This is a genomic window from Parafrankia irregularis, assembly GCF_001536285.1.
In the GTDB taxonomy this organism is placed as follows: domain Bacteria; phylum Actinomycetota; class Actinomycetes; order Frankiales; family Frankiaceae; genus Parafrankia; species Parafrankia irregularis.
Genome location: NZ_FAOZ01000005.1, coordinates 435114 through 459982 on the forward strand (window position 1 = coordinate 435114; position 24869 = coordinate 459982).

General features: G+C 71.4%; 23 protein-coding genes. 7 read left to right on the plus strand and 16 right to left on the minus strand.

All coding sequences use genetic code 11. The annotated features are described in order from the left end of the window. Window positions 1–14 precede the first annotated feature (14 nt). The 8 genes from rnc to AWX74_RS10950 form a co-directional block, all read right to left on the minus strand. Window positions 15–860, minus strand: a complete 846-nt coding sequence (gene rnc / locus AWX74_RS10915; protein WP_091274488.1) for a ribonuclease III — start codon at window positions 858–860, stop codon at window positions 15–17. Beyond that, entirely contained in the window at window positions 857–1843 is a 987-nt protein-coding gene (locus AWX74_RS10920) for a phosphate acyltransferase (RefSeq protein ID WP_091274492.1), read from the minus strand. The genes rnc and AWX74_RS10920 overlap by 4 nt, the downstream gene beginning before the upstream one ends. Before the next feature lie 7 nt (window positions 1844–1850). Then, entirely contained in the window at window positions 1851–2021 is a 171-nt protein-coding gene (rpmF, locus tag AWX74_RS10925) for a 50S ribosomal protein L32 (RefSeq protein WP_054565009.1), read from the minus strand. Continuing rightward, complete coding sequence (locus tag AWX74_RS10930; RefSeq protein WP_006545181.1) at window positions 2021–2605, minus strand: YceD family protein; 585 nt, start codon at window positions 2603–2605, stop codon at window positions 2021–2023. The genes rpmF and AWX74_RS10930 overlap by 1 nt, the downstream gene beginning before the upstream one ends. A 313-nt stretch (window positions 2606–2918) precedes the next feature. Beyond that, entirely contained in the window at window positions 2919–3647 is a 729-nt protein-coding gene (locus AWX74_RS10935) for an ATP synthase subunit B family protein (protein ID WP_091274496.1), read from the minus strand. Window positions 3648–3819: 172 nt separating this feature from the next. Further along, the gene (gene coaD / locus AWX74_RS10940; RefSeq protein WP_091274500.1) at window positions 3820–4308 is read right to left on the minus strand and encodes a pantetheine-phosphate adenylyltransferase; all 489 of its coding nucleotides are present in this window, start codon (window positions 4306–4308) and stop codon (window positions 3820–3822) included. Further along, entirely contained in the window at window positions 4305–4862 is a 558-nt protein-coding gene (rsmD, locus tag AWX74_RS10945; RefSeq protein WP_091274503.1) for a 16S rRNA (guanine(966)-N(2))-methyltransferase RsmD, read from the minus strand. The genes coaD and rsmD overlap by 4 nt, the downstream gene beginning before the upstream one ends. 233 nt (window positions 4863–5095) lie before the next feature. Beyond that, window positions 5096–7447: an ATP-dependent DNA helicase RecG gene (locus AWX74_RS10950; RefSeq protein ID WP_091274505.1), complete on the minus strand. Its 2352-nt coding sequence runs from the start codon at window positions 7445–7447 to the stop codon at window positions 5096–5098. Between the two features lie 236 nt (window positions 7448–7683). Between AWX74_RS10950 and rpmB the strand changes: the two genes are divergently transcribed. After that, window positions 7684–7872 (plus strand): 50S ribosomal protein L28, encoded by a 189-nt coding sequence (rpmB, locus tag AWX74_RS10955; RefSeq protein ID WP_006545176.1) that lies wholly within the window; start codon window positions 7684–7686, stop codon window positions 7870–7872. Window positions 7873–8105: 233 nt separating this feature from the next. Continuing rightward, on the plus strand, window positions 8106–9209 hold the full coding sequence (locus tag AWX74_RS10960) for a D-alanine--D-alanine ligase family protein (RefSeq protein ID WP_091274508.1): 1104 nt from the start codon (window positions 8106–8108) through the stop codon (window positions 9207–9209). 86 nt (window positions 9210–9295) lie between these two features. On the opposite strand, the gene AWX74_RS10965 is transcribed toward AWX74_RS10960, so the two are convergent. Both AWX74_RS10965 and AWX74_RS10970 read right to left on the minus strand, forming a co-directional pair. Next, a complete protein-coding gene (locus tag AWX74_RS10965; RefSeq protein ID WP_091274512.1) occupies window positions 9296–9790 on the minus strand; it encodes a DUF3515 family protein in 495 nt (164 codons plus the stop codon). Between the two features lie 73 nt (window positions 9791–9863). Continuing rightward, complete coding sequence (locus AWX74_RS10970; protein WP_006545173.1) at window positions 9864–10097, minus strand: Lrp/AsnC family transcriptional regulator; 234 nt, start codon at window positions 10095–10097, stop codon at window positions 9864–9866. 210 nt (window positions 10098–10307) lie between these two features. Between AWX74_RS10970 and thiD the strand changes: the two genes are divergently transcribed. Continuing rightward, window positions 10308–11192 carry a bifunctional hydroxymethylpyrimidine kinase/phosphomethylpyrimidine kinase gene (thiD, locus tag AWX74_RS10975; RefSeq protein ID WP_091274514.1) on the plus strand — a complete coding sequence of 295 codons (885 nt, stop codon included), beginning with the start codon at window positions 10308–10310 and terminating at the stop codon, window positions 11190–11192. 106 nt (window positions 11193–11298) lie between these two features. After that, window positions 11299–12738: a UDP-N-acetylglucosamine 1-carboxyvinyltransferase gene (gene murA / locus AWX74_RS10980; protein WP_091274517.1), complete on the plus strand. Its 1440-nt coding sequence runs from the start codon at window positions 11299–11301 to the stop codon at window positions 12736–12738. A gap of 222 nt (window positions 12739–12960) precedes the next feature. On the opposite strand, the gene AWX74_RS10985 is transcribed toward murA, so the two are convergent. After that, window positions 12961–13968 (minus strand): NAD(P)H-dependent glycerol-3-phosphate dehydrogenase, encoded by a 1008-nt coding sequence (locus AWX74_RS10985; RefSeq protein WP_193209823.1) that lies wholly within the window; start codon window positions 13966–13968, stop codon window positions 12961–12963. Continuing rightward, complete coding sequence (locus tag AWX74_RS10990; protein ID WP_226931263.1) at window positions 13965–14954, minus strand: lysophospholipid acyltransferase family protein; 990 nt, start codon at window positions 14952–14954, stop codon at window positions 13965–13967. Before AWX74_RS10990 ends, AWX74_RS10985 begins: the two co-directional genes overlap by 4 nt. A gap of 259 nt (window positions 14955–15213) precedes the next feature. Here AWX74_RS10990 and cofC point away from each other — a divergent pair, with 259 nt between their 5' ends. Together cofC and AWX74_RS11000 are read left to right on the plus strand one after the other, a co-directional pair. After that, a complete protein-coding gene (cofC, locus tag AWX74_RS10995) occupies window positions 15214–16002 on the plus strand; it encodes a 2-phospho-L-lactate guanylyltransferase (RefSeq protein ID WP_091274738.1) in 789 nt (262 codons plus the stop codon). After that, a complete protein-coding gene (locus tag AWX74_RS11000) occupies window positions 15999–16817 on the plus strand; it encodes a cyclase family protein (RefSeq protein WP_091274520.1) in 819 nt (272 codons plus the stop codon). Before cofC ends, AWX74_RS11000 begins: the two co-directional genes overlap by 4 nt. On the opposite strand, the gene AWX74_RS11005 is transcribed toward AWX74_RS11000, so the two are convergent. Both AWX74_RS11005 and AWX74_RS11010 read right to left on the minus strand, forming a co-directional pair. Then, window positions 16793–19264: a putative bifunctional diguanylate cyclase/phosphodiesterase gene (locus tag AWX74_RS11005; protein ID WP_091274523.1), complete on the minus strand. Its 2472-nt coding sequence runs from the start codon at window positions 19262–19264 to the stop codon at window positions 16793–16795. The genes AWX74_RS11000 and AWX74_RS11005 overlap by 25 nt on opposite strands. A gap of 425 nt (window positions 19265–19689) precedes the next feature. Beyond that, window positions 19690–20745, minus strand: coding sequence for a transglutaminase family protein (locus AWX74_RS11010; RefSeq protein WP_091274526.1), 1056 nt, complete (start codon window positions 20743–20745; stop codon window positions 19690–19692). 249 nt (window positions 20746–20994) lie between these two features. Between AWX74_RS11010 and AWX74_RS11015 the strand changes: the two genes are divergently transcribed. Beyond that, complete coding sequence (locus AWX74_RS11015) at window positions 20995–23190, plus strand: RNA degradosome polyphosphate kinase (RefSeq protein ID WP_091274529.1); 2196 nt, start codon at window positions 20995–20997, stop codon at window positions 23188–23190. A 165-nt stretch (window positions 23191–23355) separates the two neighbouring features. On the opposite strand, the gene AWX74_RS11020 is transcribed toward AWX74_RS11015, so the two are convergent. Next, window positions 23356–23640 (minus strand): HU family DNA-binding protein, encoded by a 285-nt coding sequence (locus tag AWX74_RS11020; RefSeq protein ID WP_006541029.1) that lies wholly within the window; start codon window positions 23638–23640, stop codon window positions 23356–23358. Between the two features lie 571 nt (window positions 23641–24211). Further along, window positions 24212–24799, minus strand: coding sequence for a 3-isopropylmalate dehydratase small subunit (gene leuD / locus AWX74_RS11025; RefSeq protein WP_091274532.1), 588 nt, complete (start codon window positions 24797–24799; stop codon window positions 24212–24214). Window positions 24800–24869: the final 70 nt, after the last annotated feature.

Genomic DNA, 24869 nt, shown 5'->3' on the forward strand with positions numbered 1-24869 from the left:
TCTGCGAAACCGGATCATCCTGCGTCGCCCGCACCGGCTGCAGGGTCGCGGCTGGTAGCACTCTCCGCGGCGGTACCGCCCACAGAGGCGCCTTCCGGGGCCGCCCCGTCTGCCTTGTCCGGCTGCGGCTCGCCGTCATCCGCGGCGGTGGCGCGCTTCTCCAGCATCGCGAAGGCCGTCGCCGCGGCACGCTGCTCGGCCTCCTTCTTGCTGCCGCCCTCGCCCTCGCCCAACACCTCGCCGGCGACCCGCGCGAAGGCCGTGAACCGCTTGGCGTGATCAGGGCCGGCCTCGGTGACCACATAGTCCGGCGGGCCGAGCCCCAGCAGCGCCGTCTGTTCCTGCAGCGACGTCTTCCAGTCCAGCCCGGCGCCGCGGCCGGCAGCCTCGTCCAGCAGCGGGTCGAAGAGTCGATGGACGAAGCCGGAGGCCACGTCAAGGCTGTTGGAGAGGTAGACGGCGCCGATCACCGCTTCCAGCGTGTCCGCGAGGATGCTCGGCTTGTCACGCCCGCCGGTGGCCTCCTCGCCCCGGCCAAGCAGCAGATACGGCCCGATGCCGGTCGGTCCGATGCGCCGCGCCACGTCGGCGAGCGCCCGCATGTTGACCACCGAGGCGCGCTGCTTGGCGAGCTGGCCCTCCGGGAGGTCGGGGTGGCGGCGGAAGAGCGCGGCCGTCACGATCAGGCCGAGCACCGCGTCGCCGAGGAACTCCAGCCGCTCGTTGGTGGGCAGGCCACCGTTCTCATAGGCGTACGACCGGTGAGTCAGCGCCCGATCCAGCAGCTCGGGATCGACGTCGACCTGCAGCGCCTCGACCAGCCCGTCCCGCGGCGGCGGAACCGACTGCACCCGGCTCATCGGGACAGCCCCGCCAGCTCCCGGCGCCGCTCGACCAACGTCGCCATGGCATCACGAACCGATCCGGCGAGCCCGGCACGCACCGCGCCGGCCGCCGCACCCACCGCCGCGGACAGATCGCCTGCCCGCCCGGGGCCGGCCGCGCACGGCCTGCCCACCTGGACGGCTGTACCGTCCACTCCCAGCACGATCATTCCCCCCTGAAGTTCCGAACCGACCGCCGGTGGTGAAGCCGGGTCCGACCCGACCCATGTCGACGCGGCACGCTGTCCCAGCGCGGCAAGCACGACATCGCCGGTGAAGCCGTCGGTCACGACGACGTCCACACCGGCCCCGGTTCGCAGCCTGTCGGCGGTCACCGGCCCGACGAAGTGCAGCCCGAGCGAGGAGAGCAGATCACCCGCGGAGCGCCGGAGCTGGTCCTGCAACGCCGGACGCGCCGACAGCAGACCGACCCGCGGACGGACGACTCCGTGGCAGGCTGTCGCGTACCGGGTGCCCGACAGGGCGAACTGGGCGAGCTCGTCGGCGGTCACGTCCACCGAGCCGCCCGCGTCGCACAGGACCACGGGAGAGCTCACGGAACCGAGGACGACCGCGGCGGCGGTTCGGGTCGCGCCCGGGACCAGGCCGAGCGTGAACCTCGCCGCGGCCAGCACGGCCTCCAACGGAGCAACCGACACCATCGCGTCAGCCTGCCCGTCCCGCACCAGCCGCGCCGCGACCCGCACGCCGGAGTCACGCCGCGCCCGAACCTCGCTCAACGCCTCCGGACCTGCCGCGACCCCGCGGGCCGCGTTGACCACCTGGCATCGCCCACCGGAGAGGACGCCACTCGCCACGAGCGCGGACTCGACACTGGCCGTGGGCGCCACCACGGTCAACGCCAGCCGCGGATCAAGATCGAGCGCCGTCGCAAGTTCATCGAGGAGGTCCTCCGGTGGAAGGCCCTCCCCGATCAGATCGACAGCTACGCGTGCCACACCGTGGTCAGACGTCCAGAACCTGGCGATCGTTGTAGCGGCCGCAGGTCGTGCACATCGTGTGCGGACGGATGACGTGCCCGCGCGAGCACTTCGCGAGCGTCGGCACCTTGGCCTTCCACTGCGCGCGACGGGACCGGGTGTTGCTGCGCGAGGTGCGCCGCTTCGGGACGGCCACTAGTCCTTCTCCTTGTTCTCGGTGATAGCGGGATCCTGGGCGAGACCGGACAGCGCCGCCCATCTCGGGTCCTGCCGGGTGTGGGAATGGTCCGGACCGACCTCGTCAAGACGAGCGCCGCAGTCGACGCACAGGCCTGCGCAGTCCGGCCGGCACAGGGGTGACAGCGGAAGGCTGAGCACCACCGCGTCACGAACGACCGGCTCGATGTCGACATGATCCTCGACGAGGACGCAGGTGTCGCCCTCGTCCTCGGTCTCGACGGCCCGCTCGGGGTAGTAGAACAGCTCCCTGATGTCGACGGACGTCGTGTCCGTGACCTCCTCCAGGCAGCGGGCGCACTCCCCGGCCAACGGCGCGGTCACCACGCCGCTCACCAGGACCCCCTCCATGACCGACTCGAGCCGCAGGTCGAGCCGCACAGCGGCACCCTCGGGCACGCGCAGAATCTCGGTGCCGAAGTCGGACGGCTGGACAATCGTGGTCTCGACACGACGAAGTGAACCCGGCCTACGGCCGAGCTCACGGGTGTCGAGCACATAGGGACCCCGGGGGGCACGCCGACGGGCTCGTTGTGTGGTCATGGCGGTCACAGCAGATGTTCTCACGTCACGGTCGTTATGGGACTGACCTGGGGGCGGGAGGCCGATCGTACCGATACCGACCGAACTGCCTCGGATCCAGCACAGAGATCACCCACCCTGATCCTCCCGACCGCTGACGCAAGCCAGCGGGAGCGGACCGGCTGACCGCCGGCCTGCCCGGCCCGGGATGAAGCGAACCAGGCCCGGTCGGAAGTACGCACCCACGTCACCGGGCACGGACTACCAGCGTATCCGATCGCGCCCACTCCCCCCGATCGGCGCTCCGGCACCGTGGGGCAGGCAGCCCGAATGGTCAGGCCGAGGTCAGACGAACATGACCGGTCATGCCACCGCGGGCCGCCGGGACACCGGCCCAACGCTCGGCTCCGGAGGCGAAGGCGGCGCCCGGGCCGCCATAGGACATCCGGGAGATCCCTGACGGCTCGCCGCCCTCGCCGTCGAGGACGTCGCCAGCCATCGGCCGTTCCGCCTCGTCGCCTGCCGCACCCGCGTGAACCGCACCAGCGTGGACGGGGACCGCACCGGCCGGGGCCGGGTGGCCGGGCGCACCGACGGCCGCCGCGGTCGCGACCGCACCTCGCGACGCGAGCCGCTCCCGCCCTCGGGCCACCGACGCCAGGGTGCGGTCGAGCAGTTCCTCGAATCCGGCCAGCTTCCCGTCGACATACGAGTCGATCTGGCTGCGCATGTCATCCGAGGCCTGACGGGCGGCCGTCATGATCGCTGCGGCGTCGGACTCAGCCCGCACGACCACGGCACTGCCCGAGGCCAGCCGCGCGCCCTCCCGGCGGCCGTCGGCGACAATCGCCGCGGCCCGCCGATGCGCGTCGTCGATGATCGCCTCGCTCTCCAGCAGGACCCGGTCGGCGTCGGCCAGCCGCTCGGGCAGCCGCGCCCGGAGATCCTCCAGAGCCTCCAGCAGCTCGGCCCGGTTGAGCACGCAGGACGCCGACAGCGGCATCGCTCGCGCCCCCTCGACCAAGACGATGATCAGATCGAGGCGCTCAGCGAGATCATCCATGAGCGGTAGGTTACGACCAGCCGACGAATCACCCAGTAGCGACACTCCGCTAACGCACACGGTCAGACCACGATGCCCCAGAAGTCCTACTTCGACGTCGGGTAGCGACTCGACGCCATCCGGTGACGGGCTCGCGGGCCCGCGTAGGCGCGAGCCCGCGAGCGGAACACGGCTACAGGCCGGAACGGTCCCGCAGGCCCTTGAGCACGACGTCGGGAACCAGCCCGGAGACGTCGCCGCCGTACCGTGCGACTTCCTTGACCAGACTCGACGAAAGGAACGCGTACTGCGGATTGGTGCTCATGAACAGCGTCTCCACACCCGCCAGGGAATGGTTCATCTGCGCCATCTGAAGCTCGTAGTCGAAGTCACTCACCGCACGCAGACCCTTGACGATCGACTGAATGCCGCGCACCCGGCAGAAGTCGACGAGCAGGCCATGTGACGACTCGACGATGATGTTGGTTGGTGCGGCCGGATGTACGGCGACCGCCTCCCGGATGAGATCCATCCGTTCATCGACAGTGAACAGGTTGGCCTTCGACTTGTTGATCAGAACGGCGACGACGACCTCGTCGAAGAGCCGGCTGGCTCTCACGATGATGTCGAGGTGACCGTTGGTGATGGGGTCGAACGATCCGGGACAGACTGCCCTCCTCATGATCGATTACCGTACCAGAGGACCCCCTCTCCGTACCTGCGCTCACGGAGCGCCACAAGCCCGTCGGGCCAGGCCACAGGCCCGCTCCGAGCAGCGCGTTCGACTACGCAGATGCCCCCCGCGGCCACCCAGCCGCCGCTGGCCAGCCGGCCGAGCACGACGCCCAGCTCGGCATCGGCCAGGGCGTAGGGCGGGTCGAGAAAGACCACGTTGTAGGGAGCGGTCGGCGGCACCTCCACCACCCGGGCGACCGCGGCGCGCACCACCTCGGCCCCGGGCAGGCCCAGTGCCTCGACATTGCGGCGCAGGATGCGGGCGGCACCCGCGTCACGATCCACCAGAAGGGCATGTGCCGCGCCACGGGACAACGCCTCCAGGCCGACCGCGCCAGAACCCGCGTACAGGTCCGCCACCCGGGCGCCGGCCAGATCGACCAGCGTGCCGAGGGTGTTGAACAGGCCCTCCCTCGCCCGGTCGGAGGTCGGCCTGGTGCCGGTGCCCGGTGGCACCTCGAGGCGACGCCCGCCAGCACTGCCGCCCACGATCCGTGTCATTGAACCTTTTCCATCGTCGATGTTCGATGATCCCGGAAACAAGATCCCGGGCTTCGGGCTGCCTCTGCTACCGAGCAGGACCTGAGGGCTTTGGTCGCCACAACGACCAGAACCTCGGATTCTCGAGCTGTGGCTCCGGGCTTCCGCCGCTGCCGTGAAAGATCTGAGGATCGTGGTCGCCAGAACGACCCGATTCCTCAGGTCTTCGAACTGCGGAAAAGGTTCACCGAGGATCAGCCCTTTTCCAGGAAGGCGGCGCTGGTCTCGTCCAGGGCGTCAGCAAGCAGGCGGTGCAGCGCGGGCAGCGACTGCAGCTCTGGATCCGCCGCGACGATGGCACCGGCCTCCTCGCGCGCCGACCGGATGAGGTCCTCGTCCCGCAGAAGCTCGAGCAGACGCAGGGAGCGCCGGCCACCCGACTGGGCCGCGCCCAGCACGTCGCCCTCCCGCCGCTGGGCCAGGTCGAGCAGCGCCAGCTCGGCGCCGTCCGAGGTGGAGGCGACCGCCCGCAGCCGCTCGGCGGCCGGTGCCGTGGCGTCGACGCAGGTCTGGAGCAGGCAGATGCCCGGAGCACTGCCCCGCCCCACCCGGCCGCGGAGCTGGTGCAGCTGGGACACGCCGAACCAGTCGGAATCAAGAATGATCATCACGGTCGCGTTCGGCACGTCCACACCGACCTCGATCACCGTCGTCGCGACGAGAACATCGACCTCACCCGCGGCGAAGCGGGTCATCACATCGTCCCGGGCCGCCGCGGGCATCCGCCCGTGCAGGCCCTCGACCCGCACCCCGGCGAGCTCACCCGCGACCAGCCGGGGCAACGTCTGCGCGACCGTGGCGCCGACCCGCTCACCACCGTCACGCGGCCCCTGGCCACCCGCCTGACCCGGCTCGCCCGGTTCCGGAGGCGCCGGCTCCTCCGTTCCCGCCGGATCCCCGGCGCCCGCCGGGCCCTCACCGACCCGAGGGCACACCACGTACGCCTGGTGCCCCGCGGCGACCTCCTCCCGCACCCGCCCCCACATCCGGCCCATCAGCACGGTGTTCACCGCCGGCACCACGAACGTGGAGATCGGCGAACGCCCGGACGGAAGCTGGTTCAGGACGGAGACCTCAAGGTCACCGAAGACGGTCATCGCGACGGTTCGCGGGATCGGGGTCGCCGTCATGACCAGCAGGTGCGGTGGGCGTCGGCCCCGGGAACGAAGCTCGTCACGCTGCTCGACGCCGAACCGGTGCTGCTCGTCGACCACGACCAGCGCGAGGTCGTGGAAGGTGACGCCCGCACCCAGCAGCGCGTGCGTGCCGACGACGAGACCGACGCTCCCGTCGGCGATCGCGGCGAGCGTGTCCCGCCGGGCCCGCGCGGGCATCGACCCGGTGAGCAGCGCAACCCGCGTCGCCGGGCCGCTCACCCCGAGCTCGCCGGCCCGGGCCTGATCACCGAGCAGCCTGAGCAGGCTCCGGTGGTGCTGGGCCGCGAGCGTCTCGGTGGGGGCCAGCAGAACCGCCTGGCCGCCCGAGTCGACCGCGAGCAGCATCGCCCGGACCGCCACCACCGTCTTGCCGGAACCGACCTCCCCCTGCAGGAGGCGGTGCATCGGGACCGCCTTCGCCAGCTCCGCGGCGATGGTCTCGCTGACCTCCCGCTGGCCGTCGGTGAGAGCGAAGGGCAGGCTCGCGTCGAACGCGTCGAGCAGCCCGCCGGCACGGCCGGGCCGGGGCTGGGTGGCGACCAGCTCCACCCGCCGCCGCCGCTGGGCCAGCGCTATCTGGACGACCAGGGCCTCGTCCCACTTGAGCCGGGTGCGGGCGACGGCGACGTCGCCGCGGGTGCCGGGCCGATGGATGAGCTGGTAGGCACGCGCCAGGCCCACCAGCCGGTGCCGGGAACGGACGGACTCCGGCAGCGGATCGGTCAGCCCACGGAGCGAGTCGAGGACAAGCCGCAGGCAACGGGCGATCTTCCAGCTGGTGAGCTTCGCCGTGGCCGGATAGATCGGGACCAGCGCGCCGGCGAAGTCAGCCACCGCCGAGGCCTGCTCGCCGAGCTCACCCGCGACATCATCGCCGCCAACGCCCACGCCGAGCTCGCCGAGCTGGCCACCAGCCGCTCCGAGCTGGCCATCGCCCGCGTCGTCGTCGGAGTCCGGCCCGTCGATCATGTGCACTTCCGGGTGGATCAGCTGACGGCGGCCGCGGAACTCGGCGACCTTGCCCGCGAACAACGCCGTGGTGCCGGGCGTGAGTGCCTTCGCACGCCACTGCTGGTTGAAGAAGACGAGGGAGAGCTCACCTCGGCCGTCGGTAACGGTGATCTCCGTGCGGCCGCTCTCGCGCCGGCGGTTGCTGGTGTTCCAGTCCGCCCGGGGCTTGTGCTTCACCACCTTCGTCACCCGCGCCTGGACCGTGGCGATCTCACCGACCACAAGACCGTCCAGGTCGGTGAGCTCCCCGCGCTCGTGATAGCGCCGCGGCAGATGGTTCAACAGGTCGCCGACGGTCGCCAGGTCGAGTTCGTCCGCGAGCAGCGACGCGTGTTTCGCGCCCAACACACTCTTGAGCGGCGTGTCCAGATCGAGCACACCTCAGATAGTGCACCGCGCCACCGACACTCTCGGCTGCCGACAGCTCACGGGGACGCCGACGCCTGGACGCGGACCCACCCCACGGAACGCCGCGGCCGGCGCCGACCTGCTCCAGGCGCCCGGCCTGCGCGGCCCACGGCGACCCGGAACGGCGCGGCTAGGGTAGCCTCACAGTCGACTACAGGCTAGAGCGGTCGGTGACTCCCGGCCATCGTGATTGACGGAGTGTTCTCGTGTCTTCGGTGTGTGACGTCTGCGGCAAGGGGCCGGGCTTCGGCATGTCGGTCTCCCACTCCCACCGGCGCACCCGCCGTCGCTGGAACCCCAACATCCAGACTGTTCGTGCGATGGTCGGCCGCACCCCCAAGCGGCTCAACGTCTGCACCTCGTGCCTGAAGGCGGGCAAGGTCACCCGCGGCTGACCACAGCCGAGACTCCGACGGGCGCGCGTCACGGCGCGCGACCGTCCGGTTCCGGTCGCGGATCGCGGCCGAGCGCATTGGTGGATCACGGCTTCTTCCGGTGACGGATCGCGGCTGGGCTGGCACAGGCCAACTCGCCGGCCCGACACGGATCTCACCCGGCATGACGCGGGCCGCGGGCCACCCCCGGGGTCCTTCGTGCGATGCCGGATGGCATCCGTTACTGTCCCGGCATGGGAGCCTCCACTCGCAGGGTTCGACTCGTCCTGCTGTTCGGCGGGCGTAGCACCGAGCACGCCATCTCGTGTGTGTCGGCCGGCGGAGTCCTGCGGGCTCTGGACCGGTCCCGTTATGACGTGATTCCGGTCGGCATCGACCCCGAGGGCCGCTGGGTGGTGCTGCCCGAGGACAGTCCCGTCCTCACCGCCGTCAGCGCGGACCTGCCCACCGTGAACGCGGCGGACGGCATCGAGGTCACGCTCACCCCGGATCCGACCAGGCCCCGGCTGCTCGTGTCCGACCCGTCCTCGCCGCTGCGCGATCTGGGGACCGTCGACGTCGTCTTCCCCCTCCTGCACGGCCCGTTCGGCGAGGACGGCACCATCCAGGGCCTGCTGGAAATGAGCGGCCTGCCCTATGTCGGTTCCGGCGTGTTCGCCAGCGCCACCTCCATGGACAAGCAGCACATGAAGCGCATCCTCGCCGCCAGCGGGCTGCCCGTCGGCCCCTACACGGTCGTGCGGCCCGGGCAGACGCTCTCGGAGACCGAACGCGAGCGGCTCGGGCTGCCGGTCTTCGTCAAGCCCGCACGCGGCGGCTCCAGCATCGGCATCAGCCGGGTGGACGCCTGGGCGGATCTCGACACCGCGTTCAAGGCCGCCCGGTCCAGTGATCCCAAGGTGCTCGTGGAGGCGGCGATCGTCGGCCGCGAGATCGAATGCGGTGTGCTCGACCGACTCGACGGCTCCGGGCCCGAGGCCAGCGTGCCCGCCGAGATCACCGTGACGTCGTCTGCGGGGTTCTACGACTTCGAGGCCAAGTACGTCTCCGACGGGGCTCGCCTCGACGTACCGGCCCAGCTGCCCGACGAGCTCACCGAACGGGTGCGTGCCACGGCGACGGCTGCCTACGAGGCCCTCGACTGCGCCGGCCTGGCCCGTGTCGACATGTTCGTCACGCCCGCGGGCGACATCGTTCTCAACGAGGTCAACACCATGCCCGGGTTCACCTCGACCTCGATGTTCCCGCAGGTGTGGGCGGCCAGCGGTCTCGACTTCGCAGCTCTCACCGACCGCCTCGTCCAGCTGGCCCTGCGCGATGGTTCCGGGCTGCGCTGAGACCTCGGTCGTGGGCCACCACCGAGGTCTCAGCACGACGGTGCCGGTCGGCGCACCTCGTGCCGATCGTGACCGCCGCTCTTCGGCTAACCCTCCGTGCCCGCGGTGGGCTCGGTGTGCTCCCGCACGGCCGGCGCCAGCGCGACCAGGACCTCGAAGGCCTGTTGGCCCGCCGGCAGTGTCAGCACCACCTGGGGGGTCCTGGTCGGCGTCGAGTACCTGATCCGGTCACCGAGGGCCTCGGTGAACCAGCCGACCTCGTCGATCGCGGAAAGCACCGTGGTCGGCCGGTAGCTGGCCGCGACACCTGTTGCACCACAGGTGAGAACAGCATCCGGCTTCGCTCCGTAGGCGGCCGCGCTGTCGACGGGAGGCTTCACCTCCCGGCGATCCAGGCCTGCGCCGAGCGAATCGGGCAGCGCCGCGATCAGCGCGGCGCAGGCCGCCTGGTCTCCGACCGCCGGGGTCGGTGCCCCGGTGATCGAAACCGGCCCCGGACCACCGCAGGAAACGGACACCGCCCCGGCGACGACGAGCGGACCGGCGAGGCGGAACAGACGAAGCCGCGGCCTCCCTGTCACGCGCTCTCCTCCGGCCCCACGGGCCCAGGGAACCCTGGTGACGGGCAGTCTCGCTGCCCTGGGGAGCCTGCCCTCAGAAGTGGACCACCGGACATGTCAGCGTTCGGGTGATGCCGTCCACCGACTGGACCCGGGACATCACCAGCTTGCCGAGGTCGTCTACGCTCGACGCCTGCGCGCGGACGATGACGTCGTACGGACCGGTGACATCCTCGGCCTGGGTGACCCCCGGGATCTGCTCGATCTCCTTGGCCACCGCCGCCGATTTGCCGACCTCAGTCTGGATAAGGATATACGCGTGTACCACAGACGCTCCCTCGTCGGACGTCGACAGCCCGTCGAGCAGACACGGGCTGACAGAAGGTAACAGGCAAACGGGCCGGATGAGAGGGTCTGAGGCGAGGAATTTGCTCTGATCGCCCGACTGGCGCGGAGGAACCGCACTCCACGGGCGGCGAACTCGGCCGTTCCAGGCCTCTTACGCCCGCTTTGGCCCTCACTGTGAGGATCCCCACGCATGACCCCAGCAGTACCGCCGGATGCCGCCCCGCCGCGGGTGCTGACCATCGCCGGCTCCGATTCCGGCGGCGGCGCTGGCATCCAGGCGGACCTGAAGACGATGCTCGCACTCGGTGTGCATGGCATGAGCGCCGTTGTGTCGGTCACCGCACAGAACTCGGTCGGCGTGCACGGCGTCTGGGACCTCCCTCCTGAAGCGGTCCGGGCGCAGATCCGCGCCGTCACCGAGGACATCGGCCTGGACGCGGTCAAGACGGGGATGCTCTCCTCCGCCGCCCTCGTCGAGACCGTGGCGCAGGAGCTGGCCACGATGTCCGTGCCGAGCGTCGTCGACCCGGTCGGCGTCTCCAAGCACGGCAACCCGCTGCTGGCCACCGACGCGGTGGACGTCCTGCGTCGCGAGCTGCTGCCCCGCGCCACCATCGTCACCCCGAACCTGGACGAGGTGCGACTGCTGACCGGCGTCGACGTCGTCGACGAGACGGGCCTGCGCCGCGCCGCCGACGCCCTGCTGGCCCTCGGGCCGACCTGGGTGCTCGTCAAGGGCGGCCACCTGCCCGGCGACGCGGTCGATCTGCTCACCGACGGCTCAGCCAGCTACGAGCTGCGCTCTCCTCGTCTGCCCCGCATCCACACGCATGGCACCGGCTGCACTCTCGCCTCGGCGATCGCGGCCCGCCTGGCCTGCGGTGATGACGTACCCTCCGCGGTCAGGGCCGCCAAGACCTACGTGACCGGGGCGCTCGCCGCGGGCTTCCCCCTCGGGGCGGGCATCGGCCCGGTGGACCACGCCTACCTGACCCGGCGGCCGGCCCAGGCCCTCGGCCCCACCCGCGAGACCGAGCCGGCGGAGCCCGTGAGACCAATGGCGTCGTCTGATTGAATCTCCCCGACTTCAAGTACCAGGTGCACAGCAGAGCGCGACGCACCATGAGATGTGACGAACCTTGCATTCTTGCACATCCGACCCATCGCCGTGGAGGCACCTCGTGAGGGAAACCGGTTCCGGTCTGACCACTCCCGCGGGTTCGGGCGACAGCACCGTTTCCGGCCCCGGCGCGGCTGCCGGCAGGCACCCCTTCCCGGACCCGCACTGGTACACGATCGCCGGCGGCGCACCGCTCACCGGCTCCGTCGAGGTCTCCGGAGCCAAGAACTCGGTCACCAAGCTCCTCGTCGCCACCCTGCTCACTCCGGAGCCGTGCACCCTCACCAGGGTCCCACGCATCGTCGAGGTGGACGTCGTCCTCGGCATGCTGGCGGAGCTGGGGACGCAGGTCGAATGGCTGGACGCGCAGACGGTGCGGGTGGCGACACCGACGATCGTCGACGCCTCCCTCTCGGAGGCCTACTCCGGCGTCAACCGCATTCCCATCCTGATGATGGGTCCGTTGCTGCACCGGGTGGGCGAGGCCGTCGTCCCGCTCCCCGGCGGGTGCCGCATCGGCAAGCGCCCGGTCGACTTCCACCTGGTCGGGCTGCGCGCCATGGGTGCCGAGATCATCGAGCAGCTCCGGTCCGTCGAGGTCAAGACGCTCGGCCTGCACGGGGCGCAGGTAACCCTGCCGTTCCCGAGCGTCGGGGCCACGGAGAACCTTTTGCTGGCCGCGGTCCGGGCCAAGGGCACCACGGTGATCTCCAACGCCGCGGTGGAACCCGAGATCATCGACCTGATCCTTTTCCTGCAGCAGATGGGCGCGCTGGTCGATGTCGAGGTCGACCGCACGATCGTGGTGCAGGGTGTCGAGTCGCTGCACGGCGCGCACCACGCCCCGATCCCGGACCGGATCGAGGTCGCGTCCTTCGCGGCCGCGGCGGTCGCGACGAACGGCCGGGTGGACGTCGTGGGAGCACGCCAGGAGCACGTGGCGACGTTCCTGAACCACCTGCGCCGCCTGGGCGGGGAGTTCGAGGTCAGCCAGCACGGCCTGACCTTCTACCGGGCACGTGAGCTCACCGCCACCCATGTGCAGACCGACGTCCACCCGGGCTACATGACCGACTGGCAGCAGCCGTTGACGGTGCTGCTCACCCAGGCCAAGGGTGCGTCGGTCATCCACGAGACGATCTACGAGGACCGGTTCGGCTACACCCGCCAGCTCAACGAGATGGGTGCCGACATCGCACTGTCCACCAGCTGCCTCGGTGGCAAGGCCTGCCGGTTCGCCTCCCGGGACTTCGAGCACTCGGCCGTCGTCAGCGGGCCGACCCCGCTGCGCGCCGCCGATCTGGAGATTCCCGACCTGCGGGCCGGCTTCGCCTACGTGATGGCCGCCCTGGTCGCCGAGGGGTCGAGCCTGATCCGCGGAACCCGCTTCCTGGAACGCGGCTACGAGGACCCGGTCGGGAAGCTGCGTTCGATCGGCGCCCTGATCGAGACCCGGCCCGCGGACGCCGTCCAGCCCACGCCGCCGGCCACGGCCTCCTGACCAGGCGTCGGAGTGGGCACGACCGAGATCGCCGCCTGAAGATCATGGGATTTTGGTTGTCCTGACGACCAAAATCCTCAACGCTTGCTCGGTAGCAACGGCTGCCCGAGGCTCGGGATCTCGCGACGGGCACTCCGGCGACCAAGATCCTCAGACCTTGGTCGCCAGCAGCAGCGGCAACGGCTCGCAGTGGCAACGGCAACGGCAGCACCGCCCTCGCTGCTAGCGGGGGCGGTACTCCGGGCCGGGCTCGTGGCTCATCAGGTCCTTGACGGCCTCCAGCGGTGGCAGGCCCTCATAGAGCACCCGCTCGACCTGGCGGGTGATCGGCATCGACACTCCGAGGCCTTCGGCCAGCGCCAGCAGCGGCCGGCAGGACCGCACGCCCTCGGCGACCTGGAGCTGCTGCGCCAGCACCTGCTCCAACGTCATCCCACGGCCGAGCCGCTCACCGAAGGTCCGGTTCCGGGAGAGCGGGGATCCGCAGGTGGCGACCAGGTCACCGAGCCCGGCGAGCCCGGCGAACGTCATCGGCTCGGCGCCGAGCGCGGCGCCGAGCCGCATCGTCTCGGCCAGCCCGCGGGCGATCAGCGAGGCCTGGCTGTTGGTGCCGAAGCCCATGCCCTCCAGCATCCCGGCCGCGAGGGCGATCACGTTCTTCACCGCCCCGCCGAGCTCGCAGCCGACGACGTCGCCGTTGGTGTAGGGCCGAAGGTAGGGCGTCCAGCAGGCGCTCTGGACCTGGTGCGCGGTGGCCGCCGAGGAACTGGCCACCACGGTGGCGGCGGGGTGCTCGACGGCGATCTCGCGCGCCAGGTTCGGACCGCTGACGACGGCGATGCGATCGGGGCCCACGCCGGCCGTCTGCGCGATCACCTCGCTCATCCGGTGGCTGGTGACGGCTTCCATGCCCTTCATCAGGCTGACGTAGACGGCCCCCGGCCCCACCATCGGCGCCCAGTCGAGCAGGCAGGACCGCAGCGCGTGCGACGGCACCGCCAGAACCACCAGTTCGGCGTCACGCAACGCCTGTTCCGGCCGCACCGTGGCGCGCACCTGGTCAGGAAGCCGGACGCCGTCGAGGTACCGGGGGTTCACATGACGGCCGTTGATGGAGTCCGCGACCTCCCGGTCCCGGGCGACCAGAGTGACGCGCGCACCCGCGTCGGCCAGCACCTTCGCGAAGACCGTGCCCCAGGAACCCGCGGTGAGCACCGCCGCGCGCCTCACCGCCGCTCCCCCGGCGCGGCCGGATCCCCGCCGACGCCGCCACCGGGCGCCAGGTCCCGGGGCTGTGCCAGCTCCCGGCTCGGGTTCGGGTACGCAGCGGCCGGGGCATCGGGCTGGACGGGAAGGACCTGATCGAGCCCGGGGCGCCGCGGGCACGGTTCGCCGCGCAGACGCTCCAGCTCGACGAGCAGATCCGCCATCACCGCGTCGGTCACCTCACGTAGCAGCCGCGCGCTGTCGGCGCCGCCGTCCACAGCCGCACCAGCCGTGGCCTCAACGCTCACAGCCGCACCACCCGTGGCCTCAACGTCCACCACCTCAACGTCCACGGCCTCAACGCCCGCGGCCTCACCACCGGCAGCATCGCCACGGCCCGTCGCCCCGTTTCCAGGCAGCATGCGGGACCGTTCGGCGAAACGAGCCAGATCCACAGCTCTCCCAGCATGAATCCGGATCTCCGGGCGGCGGAGCGGCCGCAGCCGGCGGTCCTTTCCCCAGATCTGTTGTGCACCCCACTGGGCCACCGGGATGACCGGCGCGCCCGTGGCGAGGACCAGTCTCGCCACACCGGTGCGGGACCTGCTCGGCCAGTAGTCCGGATCGGTGGTGATCCCACCTTCCGGATAGATGACCACGGCCCGCCCGGCCCGCAGCGCGGCGATCGCGTCGCGCAAGGCATCCTGCGCGCTCGGATCCCGGCGGTACACCGGAATCTGGCCGGCACTCGCCAGCACGTGGCGCAGGATCGGAACCTCCCACAACTCGCTAGTCGCCATGAACCGGGGGTTACGCCCGGTGGCATACACATAGTGCGCGAGCAGGGGTGGGTCCACCGTCGAGAGGTGGTTCGCGACCAGGATGACACCACCCGAAGCGGGGATGTTCTCCTGACCGGACCAACGCCGCCGGGTCAGCAGTCGCGAGAGCGGCAGGATCATTGCCGCGGCGAGTGTGATCCCGGGGCCGCCCCGCCACGGTCGTCTCATGAACGCGAAGTCTTGCTCAGCGCCGGGAAGCCTGTCGAGTTCGTCGCGCGGTGGCGGGACACGGACCCGCGCGAGGCCTACGCCACCGATCGTACGTTCCGGCCGCGTTCGGACCGATCCGGGCGCCTTTGCCCGGCCCGAGCCAGCCGCCGGACGCGTCGCGGGCAGCCACGCGGCGTCAGCCGCGCCGGCCGGCCCCGGGGGCAGCCCCAGCCCGCCACGGCGCCTTCGCCGCTCCCGATGGCCTATCGTCTGCGCTGTGCAGTCCGCCGAGACGATGCCGCCATGGGTCGTGCTGGTACCGCTGAAACCGCTGCAGGCCGCGAAGTCCCGGCTCGACCATCCCGATCGCGGCGCGCTGGCCCTGGCGATGGCGCTGGACACCACCGCGGCCATCCTCGACGTCGACGCCGAGGTGGTGGGCTCGGTCATCGTCGTCACCGACGACCCTTCGGCCCGCGAAGCCCTGGCCGACCTCGCGAAGGCGTACCCCGCCGCCACGTCCACGTCCACGTCCACGTCGGTGGCAGTGGCGGTGGACGTCGACGTCGACCTCCACCGCCCCGGCAGGCCCGACGGATCCGTGAGGCGGGTGGGACGTCTGCTGGTAGCCGCGGACGAGCCGCGCAGCGGGCTTAACCCGGCGTTCGCGCATGCCGCGGCACTCGCCCGGCGGCTGCATCCGGGATGGGGGACGGCGGCCCTCTCCGCGGACCTGCCCGCGCTGCGGCCACAGGAGCTGCGCCGTGCGCTGACGGTCGCGCCGTCGACCGGCCACGCCGTGCTCGCGGACGCCGTCGGCACCGGCACCGTGCTGCTCAGCGCGGCGCCCGGCACCGAGCTGCGCCCGCGGTTCGGGTCAGGCAGCTTCCGGGCGCACCGCGACGCGGGAGCCACCGACCTCACCGGGATCCTGCGCGACCAGGTTCCCGGGCTGCGCCGCGATGTCGACACGGTCTCCGATCTGGCTGACGCCCGCGCACTCGGGCTGGGCCCGGCGACGAGGCGGGTGCTGAAGGCCGACCCGTCGCCGCGCAGCGCGGCGTGAGCACCCCGCGCGCCGCGGCGGTCTCCCGCGGCGGGCTCGACGAGCTCACGGTGGTGAGCCTCGCCCACATCCATGATCCGGCGACGACGCCGATCTTCCCGGGGGACCCGGAGTTCACGCTGACCACCGCGGCGACGATCAACGAGGACGGCTACTACCTGCAGCAGGTGAGTTGCGGTGAGCACACCGGAACGCACTGGGGGGCACCCGGCCACTTCGAGCCCGGTGGCGCCCTCGCCGACGACCTCAGCCCCGCGGACCTCTTCCTGCCCGCCGTGCGGGTCGACGTCCGGGCCGCCGCGGCCGCGGACCCCGACTACCGGGTGACGCTGGGCGACCTGGCGGCCTTCGAGCGCGAGCATGGCCGGATTCCCGCCGGGGCCGCCGTCATCGCCTGGACGGGCTGGGCCGACCGCTGGGGCACCCCCGCCTACGCGAACCTGGACCGGCACGGCCGCCTGCGCCAGCCGGGCTTCGGCCTGGACGCCGTCCGCTGGCTGATCGGCACCGGACGGCTCGGGCGACGGGGCGCTCTGGGCTCGGACACCTTCGGCCCGGATCCGGGCTCGGACGAGACATTCGCGGTCTCCAGGGAGCTCTTCCACGAACACCGCATATCCCTGGAGAACCTGACCAATCTCGCGGCGCTTCCCCCAGCCGGTGCCTGGGTGCTGGCCGGGGGCACCGTCAACCGGGCCGGCTCCGGCTCCGCCGCCACGGTGTTCGGCCTGGTCCCGCCCCGCCCGCGCGACGGCGGCCGGCGCAGGCGAACCACACGAACCATCCGCCATCAGGATGGTCGACGCCACCGCTGATCCGCCGGGAAGGTGGCCGCGGGCCCCCCGCTCGGGATCGTGACCGTGGGCTCCTCGATCGTGGCCAGCCCTGACAGCGGCCCCGGCCGGGCGAAGAGGAAGCCCTGACCGAGCTCGCAGCCGAGCCGGTCCAGCTCCACGAGCTGGGCCTCCCGCTCGATGCCCTCGGCGATCACGACCGCGCCCAGTGAATGCGCCACGTCGATCATCGATCGACGCAGGTTGGAGTACCGGCTGCCGTCCATCGGCGGGTCGATGAGCGTGCGGTCCAGCTTGACGACGTCCACCGGCAGCCGGTGCAGCACAGCCAGGTTCGTGTTGCCCGCGCCGACGTCGTCCAGCGCGATCGTCACCCCGAGCTCCTTGACCTCCGTCAGGACGTCCGCCGCCGCGGCGAGGTCGGTGATCCGGCTGGTCTCGGTGACCTCGACCACGAGGCGCCGCGGGTCGAGACGGCTCGCGGCGAGGACCCTGGCGACCGTGTCACGCAGCCGGGTGTCACCGATCCGGCTGGCCGAGACGTTCACGTGCAGGCGCAGTTGGGAACCGGTCGGGTAGGCGAGGGCGACCTCGGTGCAGGCCCGGGTGAGCACCAGGTCGTCCAGGAGCCCGACCATGCCACCGCTCTCCGCGGCGGCGACGAACGTGCCCGGGGAAACCGGACCGCGGCCCGGGTCCGTCCACCGTGCCAGCGCTTCCAGGGCCACCGCCCGCCCGTCGCGAAGCCGGACGATCGGCTGGTAGTGGACGTCGAAGCCGGCGGAGCTCCCGCCGCGGCGCAGGGCGGTCGCCAGCGCGTCCGCGAGGTGTGCACCGGCCTCGGGTGAGGCCATCCCGGGGCGGTAGGTCACCAGCCGGTCCCGGCCCGAGCATTTCGCCACCTGCACGGCGGTCTCCGCATGCCGCAGCAGTGCCTCCCCCGTCTCGTGCGTGCGGCGGGCGACGGCGAGTCCGGCACTGGCGCGGATCGACCGCTGCCGGCCACCGAACGACACCGGGCGGCGCAGCGCCGCCAGCACCCGGGCACCCACGACCTCGGGTGACTCGCCACCACCAGCCATGAGCACCGCGAACTCGTCCGACCCGATGCGGGCGACGAGATCGGTCGCGCGGACGCAGTGCAGCAGCCGCTGCGCGACCGTGCGCAGCAGATGGTCACCGGCCGCGGGCCCGAGGCTGTCGTTGAGAACGCTGAAGTCGTCCAGATCGCAGTACAGGATGGCGATATCGGCACCGGGCCCGGCCCCGGACGCGGATCCCGACCCGGCACCCGACCCCCGACCCGCGGCCCGCCGGCGGTCGGACAGCAGCCCGCGCAGCCGGTGCTGGAACAGAACTCGGTTGGGAAGCTCGGTCAGCGGGTCGTGGAACGCACGATGGTGCAGCTCCCGTTCAGCGGCACGGACCCGCAGCACGAGCCGACGCCCAGCTCGGGCAGCCTCCAGACGATCCGCGACCATCCCGGTCGCCAGGGCCGCTGCCAGCCCGATCTCGACGCCGTCGGGCCGATGGCCGCTGGCCACCCCGGTGAGCACGACCGCGGTCGCGGCCCCGGCCAGCAGCGTCGGCACCACGAGGAGTGTCCGGCCCTCCGCTCCGTCGCCACCATCGGCGAGCGCGAGGCCGGCCTGCCCGCGCGGCATGACGCCGGCTGTGTGCCACGCGGCCGCGAGCACCACGGCACAGCCGGCGATCGAGATGATCCCGATGAGGAGCTCCGGTGCGTCCGGGCCGGTGGCACCGTCCTGGCCGCTGGCACTATGTGCCAGCGATGTCGCGGCGGCCAGCAGAACCAGCCCGGCTGCCACCGCGAGGACGCGGACGCGATCGGTGAGCCGACGAAACGCCGCGGTGTGCAGCGACACCAGCACCAGCACCACGACCTCGGCCGGGCGGACGATCGCCACGAACCGTCCCCAACCGTCGTCCGCGGCGGTGAGCGCCGGGCGTACGCCAAGCCCCCAGCCGACGAGGAGCACCGAGCAGGCGAGCAGAAAACGGTCGACCAGGCCGGCGGACCCGCCGCCCACGATCCCGCTACCGAGCCCGCCCGCACCACCGAACCCACCCGTGCCGCCGAACCCGCCCGCACCGCCCGCACCACCGGCCCCGCCCGTGGGCACTCCGGGGGGAAGCGGCGGCAGGTCCGGCTGGCTCACCGGCCGGCGCGGTCTGGCCGTGGGCGCGGCGGAGAGGGCTGCCAGGGCGAGCACCGGCATGGCCAGGTAGCCGACATCGGCTGGCGACAGCCGATGTCGGCTACCCCCGTGAGCCGGCCCGGCCTGCAGCAGCCAGACCGACTGGCCCGCGGTCCAGGCGACGAGGGCCACCGCGGCCCAGATCAGCCATCTGCCGTGTGCCCGTCCAAGCCGGCGGCCCTTCCAGACGCAGCCGGTCGCGGCGGCAAGTGCTGACACGATCGCGGTGCCGTCGAGCAACAGCGGCACGCCCACCCTCCTCCCCTGCGGCCGGTGGTCCGGTCACCCGCCGGCCGTGGGCCGGATTCCCCGCACGCTGGCCCTCGACGGGCCGCGCCGGCTGCGAGCAGGGGCATGGCGGCTGTTTTTGGAGACGGCGCGTCGCGGCTGGGCCGTGACCTGACGGTTCGACGCCCCACGAGGGTCACTGACCGCGGTGAGCGACCGCGGCGCGCTCGTCGGGCGCTCCCGCGAACCGGGCATCTCCTGCCCGATCAACCATTCGACGCCGAGTGACCAGCTCGTCGGAGAGCGCCTCGCGTCACCGTATCTTGTGATCGGGCAAACACAAAGAGTGTCCACCTGTGGTGCGCGCGGCGCGTCGACGACCATTCCCGCCAGATCTCGGCGTCACGAACAGCCGGATTCGGACAACCAGAAGAAGCGTCCGAAGGTCACTCGGTGACCGTGGCGGCAACAGCGGGGGTCGCGGAGGCGGCGGGGGCCGCGGCGGGAGGGACCACGCTGACCACGTCGACCCGCTGGGTGGCGACCAGCGCCCCACGCCCCACGCCGACGTAACGGCCGGAGGTCGGCGCAACGTCCTGGTAGTCACGCCCGACCCCGACCGTCACATAACGCAGATCAGCGGTCCGGTCGTGACAGGGGTCGAACGGCACCGCCACCGCACCCGCCCCACCCGGCGACAGCGCCCCACCCCGCGGCACCGCCCTGCCCGACGGCAGCGCACCGCTCGACGGCAGTGCACCGCTCGACGGCAGTGCACCGCTCGACGACAGTGCACCGCTCGACGACAGCGCACCGCCGGACGACAACGCACCGCTCGGCACGACCACCTCGACCCAGGCGTGCGAAGCCCCTTCGCCCACCAGGTGCCCGGACACGTAGCGCGCCGGGATCCCGACCGCCCGACACATGGCGATCATGATGTGGGCCTGGTCCTGACACACCCCGGACCCGCCGGCGAGGGCCTGGGCGGCGGTCGTCCCCACATCGGTACTGCCCGATACGTACTCGATGCGCTGATACACCCAGCCGCAGACACGACGGGCCGTGGCGACCGGGTCGGAGCTCGCCAACGAGCGGGCCGCGTCGACCATCGCGGCGGTCGGCGTCGTGAGCGGGGTCGGGGCGAGCAGCCGGCGGCTGCTGAGCGCGGACGCCGGAAGCTCCGGCCAGCCGAGGTCGGCGACCCGCTCCACGACCACGGTGATGTCGAAGTCCAGCGTCGGCGGGACGACGTCGATCCTGATGTTGGCCACCTGCAGCCCGTCCGGCCCACGCTGCCAGGTCGTGCGCGCCTGGGGCGCGGAGACCCGCAGGTCCATGTAACGCCGCAGCTGACCGCCGTGGCGGACGGGCGGCACGGCGACAAGCCGGTGGTCGAGATCCGTCGCGGCTCCGTCGTAGGTGTATCGGAAGCGCTGGCTCACCCGATAGGTGACCCGCTCGGCGCCCACCAGGTCGACCTCGCCCGCGGGTTCCGACATGCCGTGATGGGGATCATGCGGGGCGCACCCGTCCCTGATCGGCCCGGAAGTTGGCGCCACGCCGTCGATCGTCGCTCGTTTCTGTTTCCCGCCCGTTAACGGCGGGGACGCCCCCGCCCAGCCTTTACCGAACAATGTCAACACGGACCATCATCGCTTCCTGCGCGACACAACCAGTCCACACGATGACCTCACATCGTCATCCTTCGCAGCTGCCGAGTTCACGCGGAACTGGCAGCATGGGCAGACATGAGCGAGCTGGTCGCGACCCGGTCGGAACAGCCGCAGCGAAAGGCTCGGAGCGCGCTGCTGGAACCCCTGGAGGCGCCTCGTGCGCCAGCCCCGTCGGATCTTCCCCCGGGTCGGTTCATCAACCGGGAGAAGTCCTGGCTGGACTTCAACGCGCGCGTCCTGGCGCTTGCTGAGGATGTCTCGACACCCCTGCTGGAGCGGGCGAAGTTCCTCGCGATCTTCGCCAGCAACCTCGACGAGTTCTACATGGTGCGGGTGGCCGGCCTGATGCGCCGCCACGCCACCCGCCTCGCGGTCCGCTCGGCGGACGGCCTGACCGCACGCGAGCAGCTCGATCTCATCAGCCGCACGACCGCCGAGCTCACCGCCCGCCATTCCCGGTGCTTCACCGACGAGGTGGCGCCGTCACTCGCCCACGCCGGAATCACGATCAAACTCTGGCAGCAGCTCGAAGCACCGCAGCGGGAACGGCTACGGAACTACTTCGCCCAGCAGATCTTTCCGGTTCTCACTCCGCTCGCCGTCGATCCCGCCCACCCGTTTCCCTACATCAGCGGGCTGTCGCTCAATCTCGCCGTCGCCGTGCGTGAACCGGGCGGCGAATCCGAACGGTTCGCCCGGGTCAAGGTTCCACCGAACGTCCCCCGACTGATCAGGGTGGATGTCGACGAGAGCACCGAAGGCCTGGCCGGTGCGCGGGACGACTCCACCGCGTGCTTCGTGCCGCTGGAAGAGGTCATCGCGGCTCATCTCGGGCAGCTCTTTCCCGGCATGGAGGTCGTCGACTCACACCTGTTCAGGGTCACCCGCAACGCGGACCTCGAGGTCGAGGAGGACGAGGCGGAGGATCTGCTGCAGGCGCTGGAGCGCGAGCTCGCGCGCCGCCGGTTCGGCCCCGCGGTGCGGCTCGAGGTGGACGCCGACATCGACGACGACCTGCTGAACCTGCTGATGCGCGAGCTGGAGATCACCGAGCGCGAGGTGCACCGGGTCCGCGGCCCGCTGGACATGTCCGTCCTGTGGGCTCTGTACGACCTCGACCGCCCCGAGCTGAAGGACGCGCCGCGGGTACCCGTGACCCACCCCCGGCTGCTCAACGACGAGGGCGAGCCGACGGACTTCTTCAGCGTGCTCCGCGAGGTCGACGTCCTGGTTCATCATCCGTACGACTCGTTCACCACGTCGGTGCAGCGCTTCCTGGAGCAGGCCGCCGCGGACCCGAACGTGCTCGCCATCAAGCAGACCCTGTACCGGACCTCCGGCGACTCCCCGATCGTCGACGCGCTCGTCGCCGCGGCGGAGGCGGGCAAGCAGGTCGTCGTCCTGGTGGAGATCAAGGCCCGGTTCGACGAGAGTGCCAACATCCGCTGGGCCCGGGAGCTGGAACGAGCCGGCTGCCATGTCGTGTACGGCCTGATCGGGCTCAAGACGCACTGCAAGATCTGCCTCGTCGTGCGGCAGGAGCGCGGAGGGCTGCGCCGCTACTGCCACGTCGGCACCGGGAACTACAACCCGAAGACCGCGCGGCTCTACGAGGACATCGGCCTGCTCACCGCGAACCCGGACGTCGGAGCCGACCTGACCGACCTGTTCAACGTGCTGACGGGCTACAGCCGGCAGACCGAGTACCGCTCACTGCTGGTCGCCCCGCAGCACATGCGGGACGGAATCATCGAGCGTGTGGAGGCCGAGATCGCCGCCGCCCGCGAGGGCCGGGAGTGCGGCATCCGCATCAAGGTCAACAGCCTGGTCGACGAGCAGCTCATCGACGCGCTCTACCGGGCGTCGATCGCCGGGGTGCCGATCCAGTGCCTTGTCCGCGGCATCTGTGCCCTGCGACCGGGAGTTCCCGGGCTCTCCGAGACGGTGCACGTCCGATCGATCCTCGGGCGGTTCCTGGAGCACAGCAGGGTGCTGGAGTTCGTGTCGGCGGGCGAGTTCTGGATCGGCAGCGCCGACATGATGCACCGCAACCTCGACCGCCGGATCGAGGCGCTGGTGCGGGTTCCACACGCCGAACGCCAGGCCGCCGTGCGCGGGATGCTCGACCATGCCTTCTCCGACCAGGTCTCCGCCTGGGTCCTCGCCCCGGACGGCCGCTGGGAGCGGCACACCACCAGTGCCGACGACGTGGCGCTGTCGGACTACCAGCACGACCTGATGGCTCGTGCGGTCGAGCGCGGGCGCCGCTGAGGCTGGATCACCGCCGCTCCGGCACCGCACCCCACCGAGCCGGACGGATCGCCGAGCCGGCCGCGGCCGTGCCGCCGGACACATCGCCGGGCCGGCCGCGGCCGGGCCGCCGGTCACGGCCGCGCCGGAAGGCGGCCGTGGGCGGCGGCACGGCCGCCGCGCGCTTCAGTCGCTGCTGGCGGAAACGCTGGCCTTGAACTCGGAGCCGGGCCGAAACTTCGGCACCACGGACGCGGCGACGTGCACGGGCTCACCGGTCGCGGGGTTGCGGCCGGTGCGGGCGGCGCGCTCCACCCGCTCGAACACACCGAAACCGGTGATCGTGACCTTCTCGCCGCCGGCCACGGCCTCCTGGATCGCGTCGAACACGGCGTCGACTGCCTTGGTGGCGTTCGACCGCCCGCCCTCGATCTGCTGAGCGATGCGGTCAACCAACTGGGACTTGTTCACAACAACCTCCGGACGCCCCCGCGCTTGACGGGGTGGGGAGCAGATCGGGCATCACACTGCGCTGCACCGTAGGCATCTCCACTGTCGAGGGCAATTCCCATGAGCGTGTCGCGTCACACAAACCCGCACGTCAGCGGGTTCGCGCCGGGTGACTACCGCTTGTGCACTGTTCGACGAGGCCGCCGCATCCTGCAGTTTCGTCACCTTGAGTCACTTTTTGCCAGCGGCGATTCATGCCGAACGTCACGAATTGATAGCCCCCAGACGCAACGAGACGGGTGTGCTTACCGCAACGCACCGGCGCACTACCCCAAGCGGATGTGAGATCACACTCAGCACCACAACGAGCACTCGAACGGGGATGCCCCCGAGGTGGCGCGACCGCCCTCCGATGCGGTGGCCCGATGGCTGTGGATGTGATCAAAGCAACATCCCCTCGGCGGCCCCGACAGGCCGCCCAATGGCCCGAAAAGCCCTGTGCCGGGCCGGGTCGGAGCGTCCGCTGAAGCCCCGGACCCGGCCGGCCCGGCGGCTGTGACGACCCGGACCGGCCTCGTGCAGGGCTTCGGGCTCAGGCCGTGGTCGGCAGCCAGGCCGGCCGGCCCGCCTCGAACTCGGTGATCCGCTCCTCGTGACGCAGCGTCAACCCGACGTCGTCCAGGCCCTCCATGAGCCGCCACCGGGTGAAGTCGTCGAGCTCGAAGCCGACCGTCTGGCCGGCGCCGCGGACCTCGCGGGCCACCAGGTCGACGGTGATCTCCGTCGTCGGATCGGCCTCCACGGCGGCCGTCAGCGCCTCGACGACGTCGACCGGTACCACCACCGGAAGCAGGCCGTTGCCCAGCGCGTTGCCCCGGAAGATGTCGGCGAAGCGAGGCGAGAGCACGGCGCGGAACCCGTAGTCCTGCAGGGCCCAGACCGCGTGCTCCCGCGACGAGCCGGTGCCGAAGTCGGGCCCGGCGAGCAAGATCGACGCCCCGGCGTACGCCGGGTTGTTCAGGACGAACGACGGGTCCTCCCGCCACTCGGAGAACAGGCCGGCGCCGAAGCCCGTGCGCTCGATGCGCTTGAGCCACTCGCTCGGGATGATCTGGTCGGTGTCGACGTCGCTGCGTCGCAGCGGCACCGCCCGACCGGTGTGGATGGTGAACGCCTCCATGACAGGCACGTCCCCTTCGAAATCGTTCGAACGGCTTCGTTCGAAAGTCGCTGTGTGCAGGCGGCTACGG

What these genes read in the sequence shown, in the direction of transcription:
- AWX74_RS10960 (WP_091274508.1), top strand. Translation starts at nt 8,106, where the DNA reads ATGGGAGCCTCCACTCGCAGGGTTCGACTCGTCCTGCTGTTCGGCGGG.
- AWX74_RS11015 (WP_091274529.1), top strand. Translation starts at nt 20,995, where the DNA reads ATGAGCGAGCTGGTCGCGACCCGGTCGGAACAGCCGCAGCGAAAGGCT.
- rsmD (WP_091274503.1), bottom strand. Translation starts at nt 4,862, where the DNA reads ATGACACGGATCGTGGGCGGCAGTGCTGGCGGGCGTCGCCTCGAGGTG.
- AWX74_RS10930 (WP_006545181.1), bottom strand. Translation starts at nt 2,605, where the DNA reads ATGACCACACAACGAGCCCGTCGGCGTGCCCCCCGGGGTCCCTATGTG.
- coaD (WP_091274500.1), bottom strand. Translation starts at nt 4,308, where the DNA reads ATGAGGAGGGCAGTCTGTCCCGGATCGTTCGACCCCATCACCAACGGT.
- rnc (WP_091274488.1), bottom strand. Translation starts at nt 860, where the DNA reads ATGAGCCGGGTGCAGTCGGTTCCGCCGCCGCGGGACGGGCTGGTCGAG.
- AWX74_RS10935 (WP_091274496.1), bottom strand. Translation starts at nt 3,647, where the DNA reads ATGGATGATCTCGCTGAGCGCCTCGATCTGATCATCGTCTTGGTCGAG.
- thiD (WP_091274514.1), top strand. Translation starts at nt 10,308, where the DNA reads ATGACCCCAGCAGTACCGCCGGATGCCGCCCCGCCGCGGGTGCTGACC.
- AWX74_RS10990 (WP_226931263.1), bottom strand. Translation starts at nt 14,954, where the DNA reads ATGAGACGACCGTGGCGGGGCGGCCCCGGGATCACACTCGCCGCGGCA.
- leuD (WP_091274532.1), bottom strand. Translation starts at nt 24,799, where the DNA reads ATGGAGGCGTTCACCATCCACACCGGTCGGGCGGTGCCGCTGCGACGC.
- AWX74_RS11010 (WP_091274526.1), bottom strand. Translation starts at nt 20,745, where the DNA reads ATGTCGGAACCCGCGGGCGAGGTCGACCTGGTGGGCGCCGAGCGGGTC.